Genomic DNA, 16,223 nt, shown 5'->3' on the forward strand with positions numbered 1-16,223 from the left:
CCGCCGCATTCCGGGCGGACGTGGCCTTTCGTAGGATGGCCGGGTGACAGCCCCCCGTACGGACAACCGGGTCCGGCGCGGCAACGAGACGCGCCGCCTGGTCCTGAGCCGCGCCACGGCCCTGGCCTCGGTCGAGGGTCTGGAAGGGCTGTCCCTGGGCCGACTGGCGGCCGAACTGGGACTGAGCAAGAGCGGGGTGTTCGCCCTCTTCGGTTCCAAGGAGGAACTGCAGCTGGCCGCCGTGCGCGCCGCCCGGGAGCTGTACGTCGACCATGTGGTGCGGCCACCGCGCGAACTGCCCGCCGGTATCGCCCGGGTGTGGCGGCTCTGCGAGGCCTGGCTGGAGTACTCCCGGAGCCGGGTGTTCCCCGGCGGCTGCTTCTTCCTCGCCGTCGCGGCCGAGTTCGACGCGCGCACCGGTCCGGTGCACGACCTGGTCGCCGACGCCCGCCTGGAGTGGATCACCTATGTCGAGATCACCGTGGAGAAGGCCCGCCGGACGGGGCAGTTGCGGGCCGATCTCGACGTACCGCTGCTGGCCTTCGAGCTCATCGCGCTGATGGAGTCGGGCAATCTGCAGTCGGTGCTCTTCGACGACGTCTCCGCGTACACCAAGGCGGGCACCGCCATCCTCGCGCGGCTGCGCACCGCCGCCTCGGCGCAAGCGCATTCCCTGCCCTCCCGGTTCGGGGGCTGAGGCGCGCCCGTACGGCGGTTCGTGCCCGTCCGCCGGACGGCTGTCGGATCATCACCCCCTCTGCCAGGTTTGTCACCGTTACGCGGGCTTCCCGTAACAGGTGATCAACAGGCCCATTCACCTGTCATCCCATGTCGTTGACCCGGCGAGGCTGACCGCTCGAAGCCATCGCGAGGAGGTGTGTGTGAGATGACGGATCGGACCCTCTGGTCGTACGCCGAGATCGCCGCTCACATCGGGGTCCAGGTCGACACGGTGCGCTCGTACCGGAAACACGGGCACCTGCCGCCGCCCGACGTCGTGGAGGCCGGCAAGCCCTTCTGGTATGCGGACACGATCCGCCTGTGGAGCTCCCGGCGGCCGGGCAACAGGGGCCGCCGGGAGCTCGGCTGACCCTCAGCCGGCCCGGGCGGGCTCCGGGTCCCGCGCGGGCTCCTCCCGCGCCGGGGCCCCGCCCGGCCCCTCCCCCTCGCTCAGCCCGATGCGGCCGTGCAGCCGCTTGAGCGGTCCCGGGGCCCACCAGGTCGCCCGTCCCGTCAGCCGCATCACGGCGGGCACGAGCAGCGTGCGGACCACCATCGCGTCCATCAGCACGGCCAGCGCGATCCCGAGGCCCAGCATCTTGGTGTTGGCGACCCGGGAGGTGCCGATCGCCACCATCACCACCGCCAGGATCACCGCGGCCGCGGTGATGAGCCCGCCGGTGCGGCGCACCCCGAAGACCACCGACGACCGGTGGTCACCGGTGCGGTCGTACTCCTCCTTGATGCGCGACAGGAGGAAGACGCCGTAGTCCATCGAGAGCCCGAAGGCCACGCAGAACATCAGCACCGGCAGGGTGGTCTCGATGCTCCCGGTCGCGGTGAAGTCCAGCAGCCCCGACAGGTGGCCGTCCTGGAAGACCCACACCACCGCGCCGAACATCGCGGTCAGGCTCAGCGCGTTGAGCAGCACCGCCTGCAGGGGGATGACGACGGAGCCGGTGAGCAGGAAGACCAGCAGCAAGGTGACCGCGGCGATCATCCCTGCCGCCCAGGGCAGGCGATCGGCGATGACGTCCTTGGTGTCCACCAGTTGCGCGGCCGTGCCGGTCGCCGAGGTCGTGAACGGGGCCTCGACCGCCCTGATCCTGTCCACCAGGTCCTGGCTCGCCGCGTCCACCGCCTCCGTCCTGGGCAGCACCGTCAGATAGGCCGCCCCGCCGGCCGCGCGGGCCGCCTCGGCCGGGCCGGGCGGCGCGCTGCGCTCGCCGGACGCGTACTGCCCGGCGGGGCCGTCGACGACCACCACCCCGGGCAGCTCGGACAGCTCCCTGCTGTAGGCCCCGAGCTGGGCCGTCGTCGGCTTGCCCTCGGCGAGCACGGTGATCTCGTCGCCGGGGCTGCCCGGGAAGTCGTCACGTATGTGCTGCTGCACGACATGGGCCTCGGCGGTCGCCGGCAGCTGGCGGTCGTCCGCCGTGCCGAACTGCACCTGCAGGAAGGGGACTCCGAGCAGCACCAGCCCCGCGATCGTGCCCACCGCGAAGAGCGGGGCCCGGCGCATCACCAGGGTGGCCAGCCGCGCGTACCCGGCGCCGGGCTCCCGCGCGGCCCGCCGGCGCGGCAGGATCCTGCGCAGGTCGAGCGCGTTGACACGGTGGCCGAGCAGCACCAGCGCCGCCGGCAGGATCACCAGGGCGGCGCCCGCCGCCAGCAGCACCACCGCGATGCCCGCGTAGGCGAACGAGCGCAGGAAGTACTGGGGGAACAGGAACATCGCGGACAGCGCGGCGGCCACGGTGAGCGCCGAGAAGAGCACTGTGCGGCCCGCCGTGCGCAGCGTCGCGCCCACCGCGGCCCGCGGGTCGGCGCCGGCGTCCAGTTCCTCGCGGAAGCGGCGCACGAGGAACAGCGCGTAGTCGATGGCGAGTCCGAGCCCCAGGGCGGTGGTGAGGTTCTGGGCGAAGATCGAGACGTCCGTGAAGGCCGTGATGCCGCGCAGCACGGCGTTGGTGCCCAGGATCGCGACGATGCCGACGACAAGCGGCAGCATCGCGGCCACGGCGCTGCCGAAGACCATGACGAGCAGCAGCAGGGTCACGGGCAGTGCGATGACCTCGGCGCGGGCCAGGTCGTCCTGGATGGTGCTCTGCAGTTCCTGCCGGAAGGCCGCGAGACCGCCGACCGTGACCGCCACCGGGCCGTGCGCCCCCCGGAATTCGGGGGCGAGGCGCTCGACGGTGTCGGCGATCGCGTCGTCGTCACCGGCGATACGGGCGGCGATCATGGCCTCGCCGCCGTCCTCGGCGCGCAGGGCGGGCGCCGCGGTGGTCCAGTAGGAGGTGACGCCGCTGACGTCCTTGTCCGCGGCGAGCCGGCGGCCGAGTTCCCGGCCCTCGGCGGCCACGGCCGGGGAGTCCACCCCGGCCCCGCGGCTGTCGACGAGGAGGATCAGATTGGGCTGGGAGTCCGGGAAGTACTTCTGCAGCGCCGCGTTGGCGTACGACGACTCGGAACCGGGCGCTTCCCAGCCACCGCTGTGCAGCCGCTCCGCGACCCCGCTGCCCGCGACCACGGCGAGAGCGGTGAACAGCAGCGCGAGGAGCAGGGCGAGCCTCGGCCGGGCGGTGGTCACCCGTGTCCAGACCCCTGGCGGACGCCCGCGGTTGACATCGGACATGACAGAGGTGTCCCCTCCCCTGAAGAGCAGCCGTAAACTGGCCAACACGAGCGATCACTCGCGTTTCTTCAGAATGCGAGCGGCCACTCGCGTTTGTCAACAGTGATTGGGGAGTACACGTGCCCGAGGAGCAGAGAGCGCGCCGCCGTCAGGCGCGCGGGGAGCGGCGCGTGGCACAGCTGCTGGACGCCGCGGCGGACGTCTTCCGCAAAGTGGGCTACACCGCGGCGAGCACCAACGCCATCGCGCGCGAGGCGGGCGTCTCGCCCGGCACGCTCTACCAGTTCTTCCCCAACAAGGAAGCCATCGCCATCGAGCTGGGCAGCACCCTCAACCTGCGGATGCGCGAGGCCCACGGCGAGCTGTTCACGCCGGAGAACGCCTCGCTGCCGCTGCGCGAGATGCTCGACGTGATCGTCGACCCGATGATCGACTTCAACTGCGAGAACCCGGCCTTCCTCGCCCTGGTCCACGACAGCGACATCCCCGGAACGGTCACCTCGGAGCACGACGCCCTGCACAGCTCCCTGGTGGAGCGGGTCGAGACGCTGCTCGGCCTGCGCGCCCCGGACCTGTCCCCGGCGGAGCGGACCCAGGTGGCGGCCATGGCCTTCGGGCTGTTCAAGGCCGGTCTCGCCCTGGTCGTCGGGCACGAAGGAGCGGAACGGGACGCCTACACCGGTGAGCTGAAGAACGCCCTGTTCGGCTATCTCGCCCCGCGCGTCGGCACCGGACCGGTGGACGTGCCGGTGGCCGCCGCGGCGGCCGGGGTGGCCGGGGTGGCCGGCGCGCCAGGGCCCGACGGCAGCCCGGCCCCGGCGGCCGGCTGAACGTCCGAGCCGCGGCCGGGATCGCCGCGGTCACCGCAGAGCCGTCGGCTCAGGAGTTCACCGCGCCCCGGCGCCCCGCGCCCGGTCCGGTCCCGCCGCCGTCGCGCCCGCCGTCGGCGCCGAGTCGCTCCCCGTCGCCGACGCGCGGCGCGGGAGGGGCCGTCCCTCCGGACGCCACCACCCGCCCACCGGCCACGGTGCTCTCGGCGGCCGCCCGGCGCCCGGACACCACCTGCGCCAGGCCGCCGACCCCCGCCACGAACAGCGAGACGCCGAGCCCGAGCCCCACCGCGTACAGGGAGTTGGACATGGCCAGGCCGCCGAAGTAGCCGAGCCCCACGGAGTAGGTCGCCCACACCCCTTCGGCCACGCCCGCACCGATCGCGTAGCGCCGCGCCGGGTAGCGGACGATCCCCGCCGCAAGCCCGCCGATCACCCGCCCACTGGGCAGGAACCGCACGCCGATCACGAAGGGCACGCCGTGGCGCTCTATGCGGACGCTGGCCCACTCCAGCAGCGCCCGGCGCCGGGGCTTGCGGTACAGGCGCGTCAGGACGCTGCCGCTCACCGCCCGGCCGGTCCGGTGGATCACCAGGTCGCCGAGCAGCGCGCTGCCCGCGACCACCAGCAGGACCAGCCCGATGTCCAACCGCCCCTGGGCCGCCAGCACTCCGCCCGTCACCAGCAGCGCCGAGTTGGGCACCAGCGGGGGCGCGGTCGTGGCCGCGAGCACCCCGTAGGCCCACAGCACGTGGCCGTCGCGCAGGTACCCCTCGAGACCTGCGGTGAAGTCAAGGGCCGACATAAAGCGTGAAACGTCCATACGGCCGCCCCTCTTCCCGCCCGGACCCGGTGGTGACCCCGCTCACTCCCGGCTCCACGCTGGCAGCAGCGTTCGGGCGGGGGCAACCCGGTTTCACCGGGATCGGGGGCGTTCCCGGGGTTTTCCGGGGGCCGCGTCATCCTCAGGGAGGGGGTGCGGCGTCCCGGTCCCACCAGGGGAGTACACCGGCGCGGGGCTCAGCGTCCGAGCAGTTCGCCGCCGTTGCACTGGAGGATCTCGCCGGTGATGAAGCCGGCCTCCGGAGAGGCCAGGAAGACCACCGCCGCGGCGACGTCGTCGGGGCGTCCCACGCGGCCGACGAGGGTGCGTCCGGCCCGCCGGGTCAGCTCGGCGGCGTCCAGCCGCGCGCCGAAGAACTCGGTGCCCGCCACTGTGCCCGGGGCGACGATGTTGCAGGTCACACCGCGCGGGCCGAGCTGGGCGGCCAGGGAGTGGTTCCAGGCGTGCAGGGCGGCCTTGGATGCGCCGTAGGAGCCCCCGCCGCGCAGCGCGGCCACCGACGTCACGGTGATCACCCGGCCGCCCTCGGGCAGCCGGTCCCGCAGGGATTCGGTCACCAGGACCGCGGTCAGCACATTGCGCTCGAAGTCGCCGCGCCAGCGGGCCAGGACACCGTGCGGGCCGGCGCCGATCGCCAGTTCCCGGCTGCCCGCGTTGTTGACCAGCACGTCCACGCGCCGCGGCAGCCGGGCGAGGGCCGCCTCGACGTCGTCGGGGTCGGCGAGGTCGCAGGCGACCGGGGTGACGTCGAGGCCGTGCTCCGTGCGCAGTTCCTCGGCGGTGGCCCGCAGCACCTCGCGGCGCCGGCCCACGATCGTCACGTGGTCGCCCGCCTCGGCGAACCTCGTGGTCACCGACCGGCCGATGCCCGTTCCCCCGCCGGTCACCACGACGTTCCGGCCCACACTTGCCTTCTGCGACATCACGCTCCGCCCCTCAAGGTGGGACAGCACGTTACGGGACGGGGTCCGCGCGACCGACACGGGGGTCGTTCCTGATGCGGATGACGTAGAAAGACGTAGACGAGAGCTAGATCACACTGGCTGAAACGTAACCTTTTGGTTTACAGGGGGGTCTAACCGCGAGAAGACACCGGGCTCCCGGCGGACTCGGTGAGATGATGAGCGGGTTGTCTTTGGGGGACAGCCCGGTCGTCACGCCTGGACGCACTGCCCGGAGAGCTTTGAGCGGCCCTCCCGGGCGGCGCGCTCCGGTGGGGCGAGCGCACCCAAAGAACGCCCGGTACGGACCCGTGGGGGGATCCGCTCCGGGAAACGGGAGCGCCCCGTGTCGAACCCGTGGGGGGATTCGGCGCGGGGCGTTTCTCTTTGCGCTCCGGCGTGCCCCGGCGCCCCGCCGGAGCGGGACACCGGAGGCCCGGGATCAGCGGCTCTCGACCGGCACGTAGTCGCGCTCGACGACGCCCGTGTAGACCTGGCGCGGGCGGCCGATGCGGGAACCGGGCTCGGTGATCATCTCGTGCCACTGGGCGATCCAGCCGGGGAGCCGGCCGAGCGCGAAGAGCACGGTGAACATCGTGGACGGGAAGCCCATGGCCCGGTAGATCAGGCCGGTGTAGAAGTCCACGTTCGGGTAGAGGTTGCGCGAGACGAAGTAGTCGTCGCTGAGCGCGTGCTCCTCGAGCTTCAGGGCGATGTCCAGCAGCTCGTCGGACTTGCCCAGCGCGGACAGGACGTCGTGCGCCGCGGCCTTGATGATCTTCGCCCGGGGGTCGAAGCTCTTGTAGACCCGGTGGCCGAAGCCCATGAGGCGGACGCCGTCCTCCTTGTTCTTCACCTTGCGGATGAAGGCGTCCACGTCGCCGCCGTCGGCCTGGATGGCCTCCAGCATCTCCAGCACGCTCTGGTTGGCGCCGCCGTGCAGCGGGCCCCACAGGGCGTTGATGCCCGCGGAGATCGACGCGAACAGGTTGGCCTGCGAGGAGCCGACCAGACGCACGGTGGAGGTGGAGCAGTTCTGCTCGTGGTCCGCGTGCAGGATCAGCAGCTTGTCCAGGGCGTCGACGACGACCGGGTTGAGCTCGTACTCCTCGGCGGGGACCGCGAACGTCATGCGCAGGAAGTTCTCGACGTAGCCGAGATCGTTGCGCGGGTAGACGAAGGGGTGGCCGATCGACTTCTTGAACGCGTACGCGGCGATCGTCGGCAGCTTCGCGATGAGCCGGATCGTCGAGAGGTAGCGCTGCTTCTCGTCGAACGGGTTGTGGCTGTCCTGGTAGAAGGTGGACAGCGCGCTGACCACGGAGGACAGCATGGCCATCGGGTGGGCGTCGCGCGGGAAGCCCTGGAAGAACCGTTTCACGTCCTCGTGCAGCAGCGTGTGCTGCGTGATGTCGCCCCGGAAGCCGGCGAGCTCGTCAACGGTCGGGAGCTCACCGTTGATGAGGAGGTACGCGGTCTCCAGGAAGCTGCCACGCTCGGCGACCTGCTCGATGGGGTAACCGCGGTAGCGGAGAATGCCCTGTTCGCCGTCGAGGTAGGTGATCGCGGACTTGTAGGCTGCGGTGTTGCCGTAGCCGCTGTCCAGGGTGACCAGGCCGGTATTGGCGCGGAGCTTGCCGATGTCGAAGCCGTTGTCCCCAACGGTGCCCTCGATCACCGGGTAGCTGTACTCGCTGTCCCCGTACCGCAGTACTACAGAGTTGTCGCTCACGTCATTCCCTCACCGACGTCGTGCCTCTTCTTCGAGGTTTCGAGGTGCCCTGACCTACCCCTACTGTCCCCCATTTGGCGTGGCCACGTGCACTCGGGGTCGGCCATAGCCCCGAAAGGTGGCACCCAGTGCCTATTTTGCCGCCCGGGACAGCCGGTGGTCGAGTGCTGTGAAGCGCCTGCCTGCGGAGACGGTGCGGACCGCCTGCCCGATGGCCTTGCGCGAGCCCACCAGTACGACCAGGCGTTTCGCCCGGGTAACGGCCGTGTAGAGCAGGTTCCGCTGCAGCATCATCCACGCCCCGGTGGTGACCGGGATCACTACGGCGGGGTACTCGCTGCCCTGCGAACGGTGGATGGTCACCGCGTACGCGTGGGCGAGCTCGTCGAGTTCGTCGAAGTCGTAGGGGATCTCCTCGTCCTCGTCGGTCAGGACGGTGAGCCGCTGCTCCACGGCGTCCAGGGAGGTGACCACCCCCACGGTGCCGTTGAAGACGCCGTTCGCGCCCTTGTCGTAGTTGTTCCTGATCTGGGTGACCTTGTCCCCGACACGGAAGGTGCGGCCGCCGAAGCGGCGCTCGGGCAGATCGGGGCGGGCCGGGGTGACCGCCTGCTGGAGCAGTCCGTTGAGGACGCCCGCGCCGGCCGGTCCGCGGTGCATGGGGGCCAGCACCTGGACGTCACGGCGCGGGTCGAGGCCGAACCGGCGCGGAATGCGGTGGGCGGCGACGTCCACGGTGAGCCGGGCCGTCGCCTCGCCGTCGTCCTCGACGAAGAGGAAGAAGTCGTCGAGCCCCTGGGTGAGTGGCGGGACGCCGGAATTGATCCGGTGCGCGTTGGTCACCACCCCGGACTCCTGAGCCTGGCGGAAGATCCTGGTCAGCCGCACCGAGGGGACCGGGCCCCGCTCGTCGAGCAGGTCGCGCAGCACCTCTCCGGCGCCGACGCTGGGCAACTGGTCGACATCGCCGACGAAGAGCAGGTGGGCACCCGGCGGCACGGCCTTGACCAGCTTGTTGGCCAGCAGCAGGTCCAGCATGGAGGCCTCGTCGACGACCACGAGATCGGCCTCCAGCGGCCGGTCCCGGTCGTACGCGGCGTCCCCGCCGGGCTTGAGCTCCAGCAGCCGGTGCACGGTGGACGCCTCGGCCCCGGTCAGCTCGGCGAGCCGCTTGGCGGCCCGCCCGGTCGGCGCGGCGAGCACGACCTTGGCCTTCTTGGCCTGCGCCAGGGCCACCACGGAACGGACCGTGAACGACTTGCCGCAGCCCGGCCCGCCGGTCAGCACCGCCACCTTCTCCGTCAGCGCCAGGCGCACCGCCTGCTGCTGCTCGGGGGCCAGGTCGGCGCCGGTGCGCTCGGCGAGCCAGGCCAGCGCCTTGTCCCAGTCCACGTCGCGGAAGGCGGGCATCCGGTCCTCGGGGCCGCGCAGCAGCCGCAGCAGCGCGCCCGCCAGCGAGATCTCGGCCCGGTGGAAGGGCACCAGGTAGACGGCGCGCACGGGCTCCTCGCTGTCCGGGCCGGGCACGGGCTCGATCACCACGCCCTCCTCCGCGGCCAGCTCGGCCAGGCAGTCGATGACCAGCCCAATGTCCACCTGGAGCAGCTTCACGGCGTCGGAGAGCAACTGCTCCTCCGGCAGGAAGCAGTTCCCGTTGTCGGTGGCCTGGGACAGCGCGTACTGCAGCCCGGCCTTCACCCGCTCCGGGCTGTCGTGCGGGATGCCGACCGCGCGGGCGATGCGGTCCGCGGTGAGGAAGCCGATGCCCCACACATCGGCGGCGAGCCGGTACGGCTGGTTCTTCACCACGGAGATCGAGGCGTCCCCGTACTCCTTGTAGATCCGCACCGCGATGGAGGTGGAGACCTCGACGCTCTGGAGGAAGACCATGACCTCCTTGATGGCCTTCTGCTCCTCCCAGGCGGCACCGATCAGCCGGGTGCGCTTGGGGCCGAGGCCGGGGACCTCCACGAGGCGGGCCGGCTCACGCTCGATGACGTCCAGCGTGCCGGTGCCGAAGTGCTCCACGATCCGCTCGGCGATCCGCGGGCCGATGCCCTTGATGAGCCCGGAGCCGAGGTAGCGGCGGATGCCCTGGATCGTGGCGGGCAGGACGGTCGTGTAGTTCTCCACCGTGAACTGGCGGCCGTACTGCGGGTGGGAGCCCCAGCGGCCCTGCATGCGCAGTGACTCGCCGGGCTGGGCGCCCAGCAGGGAGCCGACCACGGTGAGGAGATCGCCACCACGACCGGTGTCGACGCGGGCGACCGTGTAGCCGTTCTCCTCGTTGGCGTACGTGATGCGTTCCAGGACGCCTGTCACCTCGGCGAGCGCCGGGCGTTGTGACTCTTGCGACTGTCCCACCTCAGCACCCCCCGCCGGAGCCGCGCCCGGGTCCCGCGCGGAGCGGGCCGCGGACGGGGACGCGTCCCGCGCGGAATGCCCCCGATTCCCCCATTCCACGGGCCTCCTCCCCCGTCCGGCGATGTGATCCGAAGCTGTGTTCCGAAGGTACCGTCCCGCGCCGACAGCACCGCCGGGCCTGTGGACAACTCCGCCCACGCAAGGGCCTGGAATGTAACGATCCGGTTTCGTGGTCTTGTTCTGGCGCATGTAATCGATTCCAATCCTCCTTGTAATCGATTCCACGAGGAGGTGGACGGTGGCGAGCATCAAGGACGTGGCATCCCGCGCCGGCGTATCCGTCGCGACGGTGTCCCGCGTGCTCAACGACCACCCCGCGGTCCGCCCGGACACCCGCACCCGGGTGCTCGAGGCGGTGGCCGAACTCGGCTACCGCCCCAACGGGGTGGCCCGGTCACTGCGCACCGATCAGACGCGCACGCTCGGACTGGTCATCAGCGACGTGCTGAACCCGTTCTTCACCGAGCTCGCCCGCTCCGTCGAGGACGAGGCCCGGGCGCTCGGCTACAGCGTGATCATCGGCAACGCCGACGAGCGGCCGGACCAGCAGGACCACCACATCCGTACGCTCCTCGACCGCCGGATCGACGGCCTGCTGGTCAGCCCCACGGACGGCGGGTCGCCGCTGATCATGGACGCGGTGCTCGCCGGCACCCCCATGGTCTTCGTCGACCGGTGGATCCCCGGCATCGGCAACGACGTGCCCGTGGTCCGCACCGACGGCTGCGAAGCGGTCCGCGACCTGGTCGCCCATCTGCACGCCCTCGGGCACCGGCGGCTGGCGATCATCTCGGGTCCGGCCGCCACCACCACCGGCCGCGAGCGCGTGCGCGCCTTCCGCGACGCGCTCGAGGCATTCGGCCTCGCCCTGCCCGACGACTACATCGGGCAGGGCGACTTCCAAGCGGACAGCGGCCGCCGGGCCACCGCCCGCTTCCTGGACCTCCCGGTCCCGCCGGACGCCGTCTTCGCCGCGGACAACCTCATGGCGCTCGGCGCCATGGACGAGATCCGCGCCCGCGGCCTGCGTGTGCCGGAGGACATCGCGCTCGCCGCGTTCGACGACATCCCGTGGTTCGTCCACACCGATCCGCCGATCACGGCGATAGCCCAGCCCACGGGCGAACTCGGCCGGGCGGCCGTGCGCTCGCTGATCGACCGGGTGGAAGGCAGACCGGCGCCGTCGGTCACCGTCTCCGCCCGCCTCGTAGTGCGCCGCTCCAGCGGCGCGTCCGAAGGGAGCCCCCGTTGAGCACGACCAGCCCCGAGATCCTCCGCATGGAGGGAGTCCGCAAGGTCTTCCCCGGCGTGGTCGCCCTCGACGGCGTCGATTTCGACCTGCACGGCGGTGAAGTGCACGTCCTGCTCGGCGAGAACGGCGCGGGCAAGAGCACCCTCATCAAGATGCTGTCCGGCGCCAACCGCCCGGACGGGGGGCGCCTGCTCGTGGACGGCCAAGAGGTGCGCATCCACGGCGCGCAGGACGCGGAACGGCTCGGCATCGCCACCATCTACCAGGAGTTCAACCTCGTCCCCACGTTCAGCGTGGCGGAGAACATCTTCCTGGGCCGCCAGCCGCGCCGCTTCGGTCTGCTGGACCGCAGGAAGATGAACGCCGACGCCGCCACGCTGCTGAAGCGCGTCGGAGTGGACGTCGACCCGCGCACCCCGGTGGGGGAACTGGGCATCGCGCGCCTGCAGATGGTGGAGATCGCCAAGGCGCTCAGCCTGGACGCCCGGGTGCTGATCATGGACGAGCCGACCGCGGTCCTCACCAGCGAGGAGGTCGAGAAGCTCTTCGCGATCGTCCGCCAGCTGCGCGCGGACGGCGTCGGCATCGTCTTCATCACCCACCACCTGGAGGAGATCGCCGCGCTCGGCGACCGTGTGACGGTGCTGCGCGACGGGCGCAGCGTCGCGCAGGTCCCCGCCGCCACCCCCGAGGACGAGCTGGTCCGCCTCATGGTCGGACGCAGCATCGACCAGCAGTACCCGCGCGAGCGCTCCGACGCCGGCGCGCCGCTGCTGCGGGTCGAGGGCCTCACCCGCGGCGGCGTCTTCCAGGACGTGAGCTTCGAGGTGCGGGCCGGCGAGGTGGTGGGCCTGGCCGGGCTCGTCGGCGCCGGGCGCACCGAGGTCGTGCGCGCGGTCTTCGGCGCCGACCCCTACGACTCCGGGACCGTCGAGGTGCTCGGGAAGCGGCTGCGCCGGCACGACGTCAACGCCGCCATGGACGCGGGCATCGGCCTGGTGCCCGAGGACCGCAAGGGCCAGGGCCTGGTCCTGGACGCCAGCGTCCAGGAGAACCTGGGCCTGGTCACCCTCGGCCGCGCCACCCGCGCCGGTTTCATCGACCGGGCGGGCCAGCGCAAGGACGCCGACCGCATCTCGGGGCAGCTCAAGGTGCGCATGGCCGGCCTCCAGCAGCACGTCCGCACCCTGTCCGGCGGCAACCAGCAGAAGGTCGTCATCGGCAAGTGGCTGCTGGCCGACACCAAGGTGCTGATCCTCGACGAGCCCACCCGGGGCATCGACGTCGGCGCCAAGGTGGAGATCTACCAGCTCGTCAACCGGCTCACGGCCTCCGGCCACGCCGTGCTGATGATCTCCAGCGACCTCCCCGAGGTACTGGGCATGAGCGACCGCGTCCTGGTGATGTCCCAGGGCCGGATCGCCGGCGAACTCCCCGCTGACCAGGCGACCCAGGACTCCGTCATGGCCCTCGCCGTCGGCGCGGGCACCGCGGACAACGACAACGGCAACACCACTGCGACGAAGAAGGATGTGGAGGGCTCCCGTGGCCACTGACACGCTCAAGAAGACTACGGACACGGGTGGCGTCGCCGCGGCTCGCCGCGTGCTCCTCAACAACGGCGCCCTCAGCGCCCTGGTCGTCCTGCTCGTGGCACTGTCGTTCATGTCGGGCGACTTCCTGAGCACGCAGAACCTGCTCAATGTCGGCGTCCAGGCTGCCGTCGTGGCGATCCTCGCCTTCGGCTCCACCTTTGTGATCGTCGCGGCCGGCATCGACCTGTCGGTCGGCTCCGTCGCGGCCCTGTCGGCGACGGTGCTGGCCTGGAGCGCGAGCTCCGCGGGCCTGCCGGTGTGGCTGGCGGTCGTGCTCTCCGTGGCCACCGGTGTGGCCAGCGGTCTGCTCAGCGGCCTGCTGGTCTCCTTCGGCAAGCTGCCGCCCTTCATCGCCACCCTGGCGATGCTCTCCATCGGCCGCGGCCTGACCCTGGTCATCTCCCAGGGCAGCCCGATCGCCTTCCCGGACTCCGTCTCCCACCTGGGCGACACCATCGGCGGCTGGCTGCCGGTGCCCGTGCTGGTCATGATCGTCGCGGGCGTCGCCACGGCCGTGATCCTGGGCCGCACCTACATGGGCCGCGCCATGTACGCGATCGGCGGCAACGAGGAGGCGGCCCGCCTCTCCGGCATCCGCGTCAAGCGGCAGAAGCTCATCATCTACGGCCTGTCCGGCCTCTTCGCGGCCGTCGCGGGCATCGTCCTGGCCTCACGGCTCGCCTCGGCGCAGCCTCAGGCGGCCTACGGCTACGAACTGGACGCCATCGCCGCGGTCGTCATCGGCGGCGCCAGCCTCTCCGGCGGCGTCGGCAAGGCCTCCGGAACCCTGATCGGCGCGCTGATCCTCGCCGTGCTGCGCAACGGCCTCAACCTGCTGTCGGTCTCCGCCTTCTGGCAGCAGGTCGTGATCGGCGTCGTCATTGCCCTGGCGGTCCTCCTGGACACCCTGCGCCGCCGTGGCTGACGCCGCGCGCCGCACTTCCGCTCACCTGCCTCATCACACCCGCAAGGAACCACCGATGCGTATCAAGAAGATCACGGTCACCGCTGTCGCCGTCAGCGCCCTCGCCCTCACCGCCGCCGCCTGCGACTCCGGCTCCGGCTCGTCCTCCGGCACGAAGGTGGGCCTGTCGGTCTCCACCCTCAACAACCCCTTCTTCGTCCAGCTCAAGTCGGGCGCCCAGGCCGAGGCGAAGAAGGAGGGCGTGAACCTGACCGTGACCGACGCGCAGAACGACGCGTCGCAGCAGGCGAACCAACTGCAGAACTTCACCAGCCAGAACGTGAAGGCGATCATCGTCAACCCGGTGGACTCCGACGCGGCCGGCCCCTCGGTGAAGGCCGCCAACAAGGCGAACATCCCCGTCGTCGCCGCCGACCGCGGTGTCAACAAGGCCGACCTGGCGACCACCGTCGCCTCGGACAACGTCGAGGGCGGGCGCCTGGCCGCCAAGACGCTGGCCGAGTCCCTGGGCGGCAAGGGCACCGTGGTCGTGCTCCAGGGCACCGCGGGCACCTCCGCCGCCAACGAGCGCGGCCAGGGCTTCGACGAGGGCATCAAGGCCTACCCCGGCATCAAGGTGGTGGCCGAGCAGGCCGCCGACTTCGACCGCACCAAGGGCCTGGACGTCATGACCAACCTGCTGCAGGCGCACGCCGACGTCACCGGCGTCTTCGCCCAGAACGACGAAATGGCCCTCGGCGCCATCAAGGCGCTCGGCTCCAAGGCCGGCAAGACCGTCAAGGTGGTCGGCTTCGACGGCACCCCCGACGGCCTGACCGCGGTCAAGGCGGGCACGCTCACCGCGTCCGTGGCGCAGCAGCCCAGCGAACTGGGCAAGCTGGCCGTGCAGAACGCCGTGAAGGCCGCCAAGGGCGACAAGCTCCCGACCCTGGTGAAGGTGCCGGTCAAGGTCGTCACGAAGCAGAACGTCGCGGACTTCACGTCCTGACGCGACGCACCGCTACGGCCGAATCCGCGAAGGGAACACAAAGATGCACGGCTACGACCTGCTGGTCGTAGGGTCGGCCAACGCCGACCTGGTGATCCACGTCGACCGTCGCCCGGCGGCGGGCGAGACCGTCCTCGGCTCCGACCTGGCCACCCACCCGGGTGGCAAGGGCGCCAACCAGGCCGTCGCCGCGGCCCGGCTGGGCGCGCGCACGGCACTGCTGGCGCGGGTCGGCGACGACGCGCACGGGCGCATGCTGACCGGGTCGCTGAGATCGGCCGGCGTCGACACCTCCGGCATCCTGATCGGCGACACCCCCACCGGGGTCGCGCTGATCACGGTGGACCCCTCCGGCGACAACAGCATCGTCGTCTCGCCGGGCGCCAACGGGCGCCTCGGGACGGCCGATGTGGCGGGGGCGCACGAGCTGCTGGCCGCCGCCCCCGTGGTGTCGCTGCAGCTGGAGATCCCGGCCGCGACCGTGGCCGCCGTGGTCGCGGCGGCCACGGAGGCCGGCACACGGGTGGTGCTCAACCCGTCGCCGCCGGCGGCGCTGCCGCCGAAGGTGCTGGAGGGCTGCGATCCGCTCGTGGTCAACGAGCACGAGGCGCGCTTCCTGCTGGGCCAGGACGCCGGGGCCGCCCCCGAGGACTGGGCGCGGGGGCTGCTGGCCCTCGGGCCGCGCTCGGTGGTCGTCACCCTGGGCGCCGGCGGCGCCCTGGCGGCGACCACCGACGGTGCGGTGCACGTGCCCAGCGTGCGGGTGGAGGCCGTCGACACCACGGGTGCCGGTGACGCGTTCACCGGGGCGCTGGCCTGGCGGCTGGGCGCCGGCGACGACCTGGAGACCGCAGTGCGGTTCGCGGTGCGTGTCGGGGCCGTGGCCGTCACCAAGGCGGGTGCGCAGGAGTCCTTCCCCACCCTCGACGAGACGGAACAGCTGTGAAGAAGTCCGGAATCCTCAACCGCCACCTGGCAGGCGCGCTCGCCGCGCTCGGCCACACCGATCTCGTGGTCGTCTGCGACGCGGGCCTGCCGATACCGCCCGGCCCCGTCGTCGTCGATCTCGCCTTCCGCGCCGGGACGCCCTCGTTCGCCGAGGTGCTGAGGGGGCTGCAGGACGAGCTGGTGATCGAGGGCGCCGTCGCCGCCAAGGAGGTGCGCGACCACAACCCCGAGGTCACCGCGCAGCTCGAGGAGGCCTTCCCGAACCTGGAACTCGTCTCCCACGAGGACTTCAAGACCCTCACGCACCAGGCCCGGCTCGTCGTCCGCACCGGGGAGGCGCGCCCCTACGCCAATGTCATCCTGCGCTGCGGTGTCCCCTTCTGAGA

12 protein-coding genes and 2 pseudogenes are annotated in these 16,223 nt (G+C 71.6%); 9 read left to right on the plus strand and 5 right to left on the minus strand.

What is annotated here, in order from left to right; translation table 11 throughout:
- The first annotated feature begins 43 nt into the window (after nucleotides 1–43).
- Nucleotides 44–697, plus strand: coding sequence for a TetR/AcrR family transcriptional regulator (locus ACIP98_RS22200; RefSeq protein WP_401977605.1), 654 nt, complete (start codon nucleotides 44–46; stop codon nucleotides 695–697).
- Nucleotides 698–886: 189 nt separating this feature from the next.
- The gene (locus tag ACIP98_RS22205) at nucleotides 887–1,090 is read left to right on the plus strand and encodes a MarR family transcriptional regulator (protein WP_319661490.1); all 204 of its coding nucleotides are present in this window, start codon (nucleotides 887–889) and stop codon (nucleotides 1,088–1,090) included.
- A gap of 3 nt (nucleotides 1,091–1,093) precedes the next feature.
- Here the strand turns inward: ACIP98_RS22205 and ACIP98_RS22210 are convergent, their stop codons facing one another.
- On the minus strand, nucleotides 1,094–3,358 hold the full coding sequence (locus tag ACIP98_RS22210; RefSeq protein WP_401977606.1) for an MMPL family transporter: 2,265 nt from the start codon (nucleotides 3,356–3,358) through the stop codon (nucleotides 1,094–1,096).
- A gap of 170 nt (nucleotides 3,359–3,528) precedes the next feature.
- Between ACIP98_RS22210 and ACIP98_RS22215 the strand changes: the two genes are divergently transcribed.
- On the plus strand, nucleotides 3,529–4,188 hold the full coding sequence (locus tag ACIP98_RS22215; protein WP_319661492.1) for a TetR/AcrR family transcriptional regulator: 660 nt from the start codon (nucleotides 3,529–3,531) through the stop codon (nucleotides 4,186–4,188).
- Between the two features lie 49 nt (nucleotides 4,189–4,237).
- On the opposite strand, the gene ACIP98_RS22220 is transcribed toward ACIP98_RS22215, so the two are convergent.
- From ACIP98_RS22220 to ACIP98_RS22235, 4 genes are all read right to left on the minus strand, one after another.
- The gene (locus ACIP98_RS22220; RefSeq protein ID WP_319661493.1) at nucleotides 4,238–4,993 is read right to left on the minus strand and encodes a VTT domain-containing protein; all 756 of its coding nucleotides are present in this window, start codon (nucleotides 4,991–4,993) and stop codon (nucleotides 4,238–4,240) included.
- Between the two features lie 215 nt (nucleotides 4,994–5,208).
- The gene (locus ACIP98_RS22225) at nucleotides 5,209–5,955 is read right to left on the minus strand and encodes an SDR family oxidoreductase (RefSeq protein ID WP_319661494.1); all 747 of its coding nucleotides are present in this window, start codon (nucleotides 5,953–5,955) and stop codon (nucleotides 5,209–5,211) included.
- A 460-nt stretch (nucleotides 5,956–6,415) separates the two neighbouring features.
- Nucleotides 6,416–7,705 (minus strand): citrate synthase, encoded by a 1,290-nt coding sequence (locus ACIP98_RS22230; RefSeq protein ID WP_319661495.1) that lies wholly within the window; start codon nucleotides 7,703–7,705, stop codon nucleotides 6,416–6,418.
- 132 nt (nucleotides 7,706–7,837) lie between these two features.
- Nucleotides 7,838–10,069, minus strand: coding sequence for an ATP-dependent RecD-like DNA helicase (locus tag ACIP98_RS22235; protein WP_401977607.1), 2,232 nt, complete (start codon nucleotides 10,067–10,069; stop codon nucleotides 7,838–7,840).
- A 298-nt stretch (nucleotides 10,070–10,367) separates the two neighbouring features.
- On the opposite strand from ACIP98_RS22235, the gene ACIP98_RS22240 reads away from it, so the two are divergent.
- From ACIP98_RS22240 to rbsD, 6 genes and pseudogenes are all read left to right on the plus strand, one after another.
- A complete protein-coding gene (locus ACIP98_RS22240) occupies nucleotides 10,368–11,381 on the plus strand; it encodes a LacI family DNA-binding transcriptional regulator (RefSeq protein WP_319661497.1) in 1,014 nt (337 codons plus the stop codon).
- Nucleotides 11,382–11,407: 26 nt separating this feature from the next.
- Entirely contained in the window at nucleotides 11,408–12,937 is a 1,530-nt protein-coding gene (locus ACIP98_RS22245) for a sugar ABC transporter ATP-binding protein (protein WP_319661588.1), read from the plus strand.
- Nucleotides 12,927–13,900: pseudogene (locus ACIP98_RS22250) on the plus strand (ABC transporter permease); the annotation flags it as partial. The gene ACIP98_RS22245 and the pseudogene ACIP98_RS22250, both read left to right, overlap by 11 nt.
- Before the next feature lie 140 nt (nucleotides 13,901–14,040).
- Nucleotides 14,041–14,889: pseudogene (locus ACIP98_RS22255) on the plus strand (D-ribose ABC transporter substrate-binding protein); the annotation flags it as partial.
- Nucleotides 14,890–14,932: 43 nt separating this feature from the next.
- On the plus strand, nucleotides 14,933–15,835 hold the full coding sequence (gene rbsK / locus ACIP98_RS22260; RefSeq protein WP_401977608.1) for a ribokinase: 903 nt from the start codon (nucleotides 14,933–14,935) through the stop codon (nucleotides 15,833–15,835).
- On the plus strand, nucleotides 15,832–16,221 hold the full coding sequence (gene rbsD / locus ACIP98_RS22265; protein ID WP_401977609.1) for a D-ribose pyranase: 390 nt from the start codon (nucleotides 15,832–15,834) through the stop codon (nucleotides 16,219–16,221). The genes rbsK and rbsD overlap by 4 nt, the downstream gene beginning before the upstream one ends.
- Nucleotides 16,222–16,223 lie beyond the last annotated feature (2 nt).

This window comes from Streptomyces sp. NPDC088354 (assembly GCF_044753585.1).
In the GTDB taxonomy this organism is placed as follows: domain Bacteria; phylum Actinomycetota; class Actinomycetes; order Streptomycetales; family Streptomycetaceae; genus Actinacidiphila.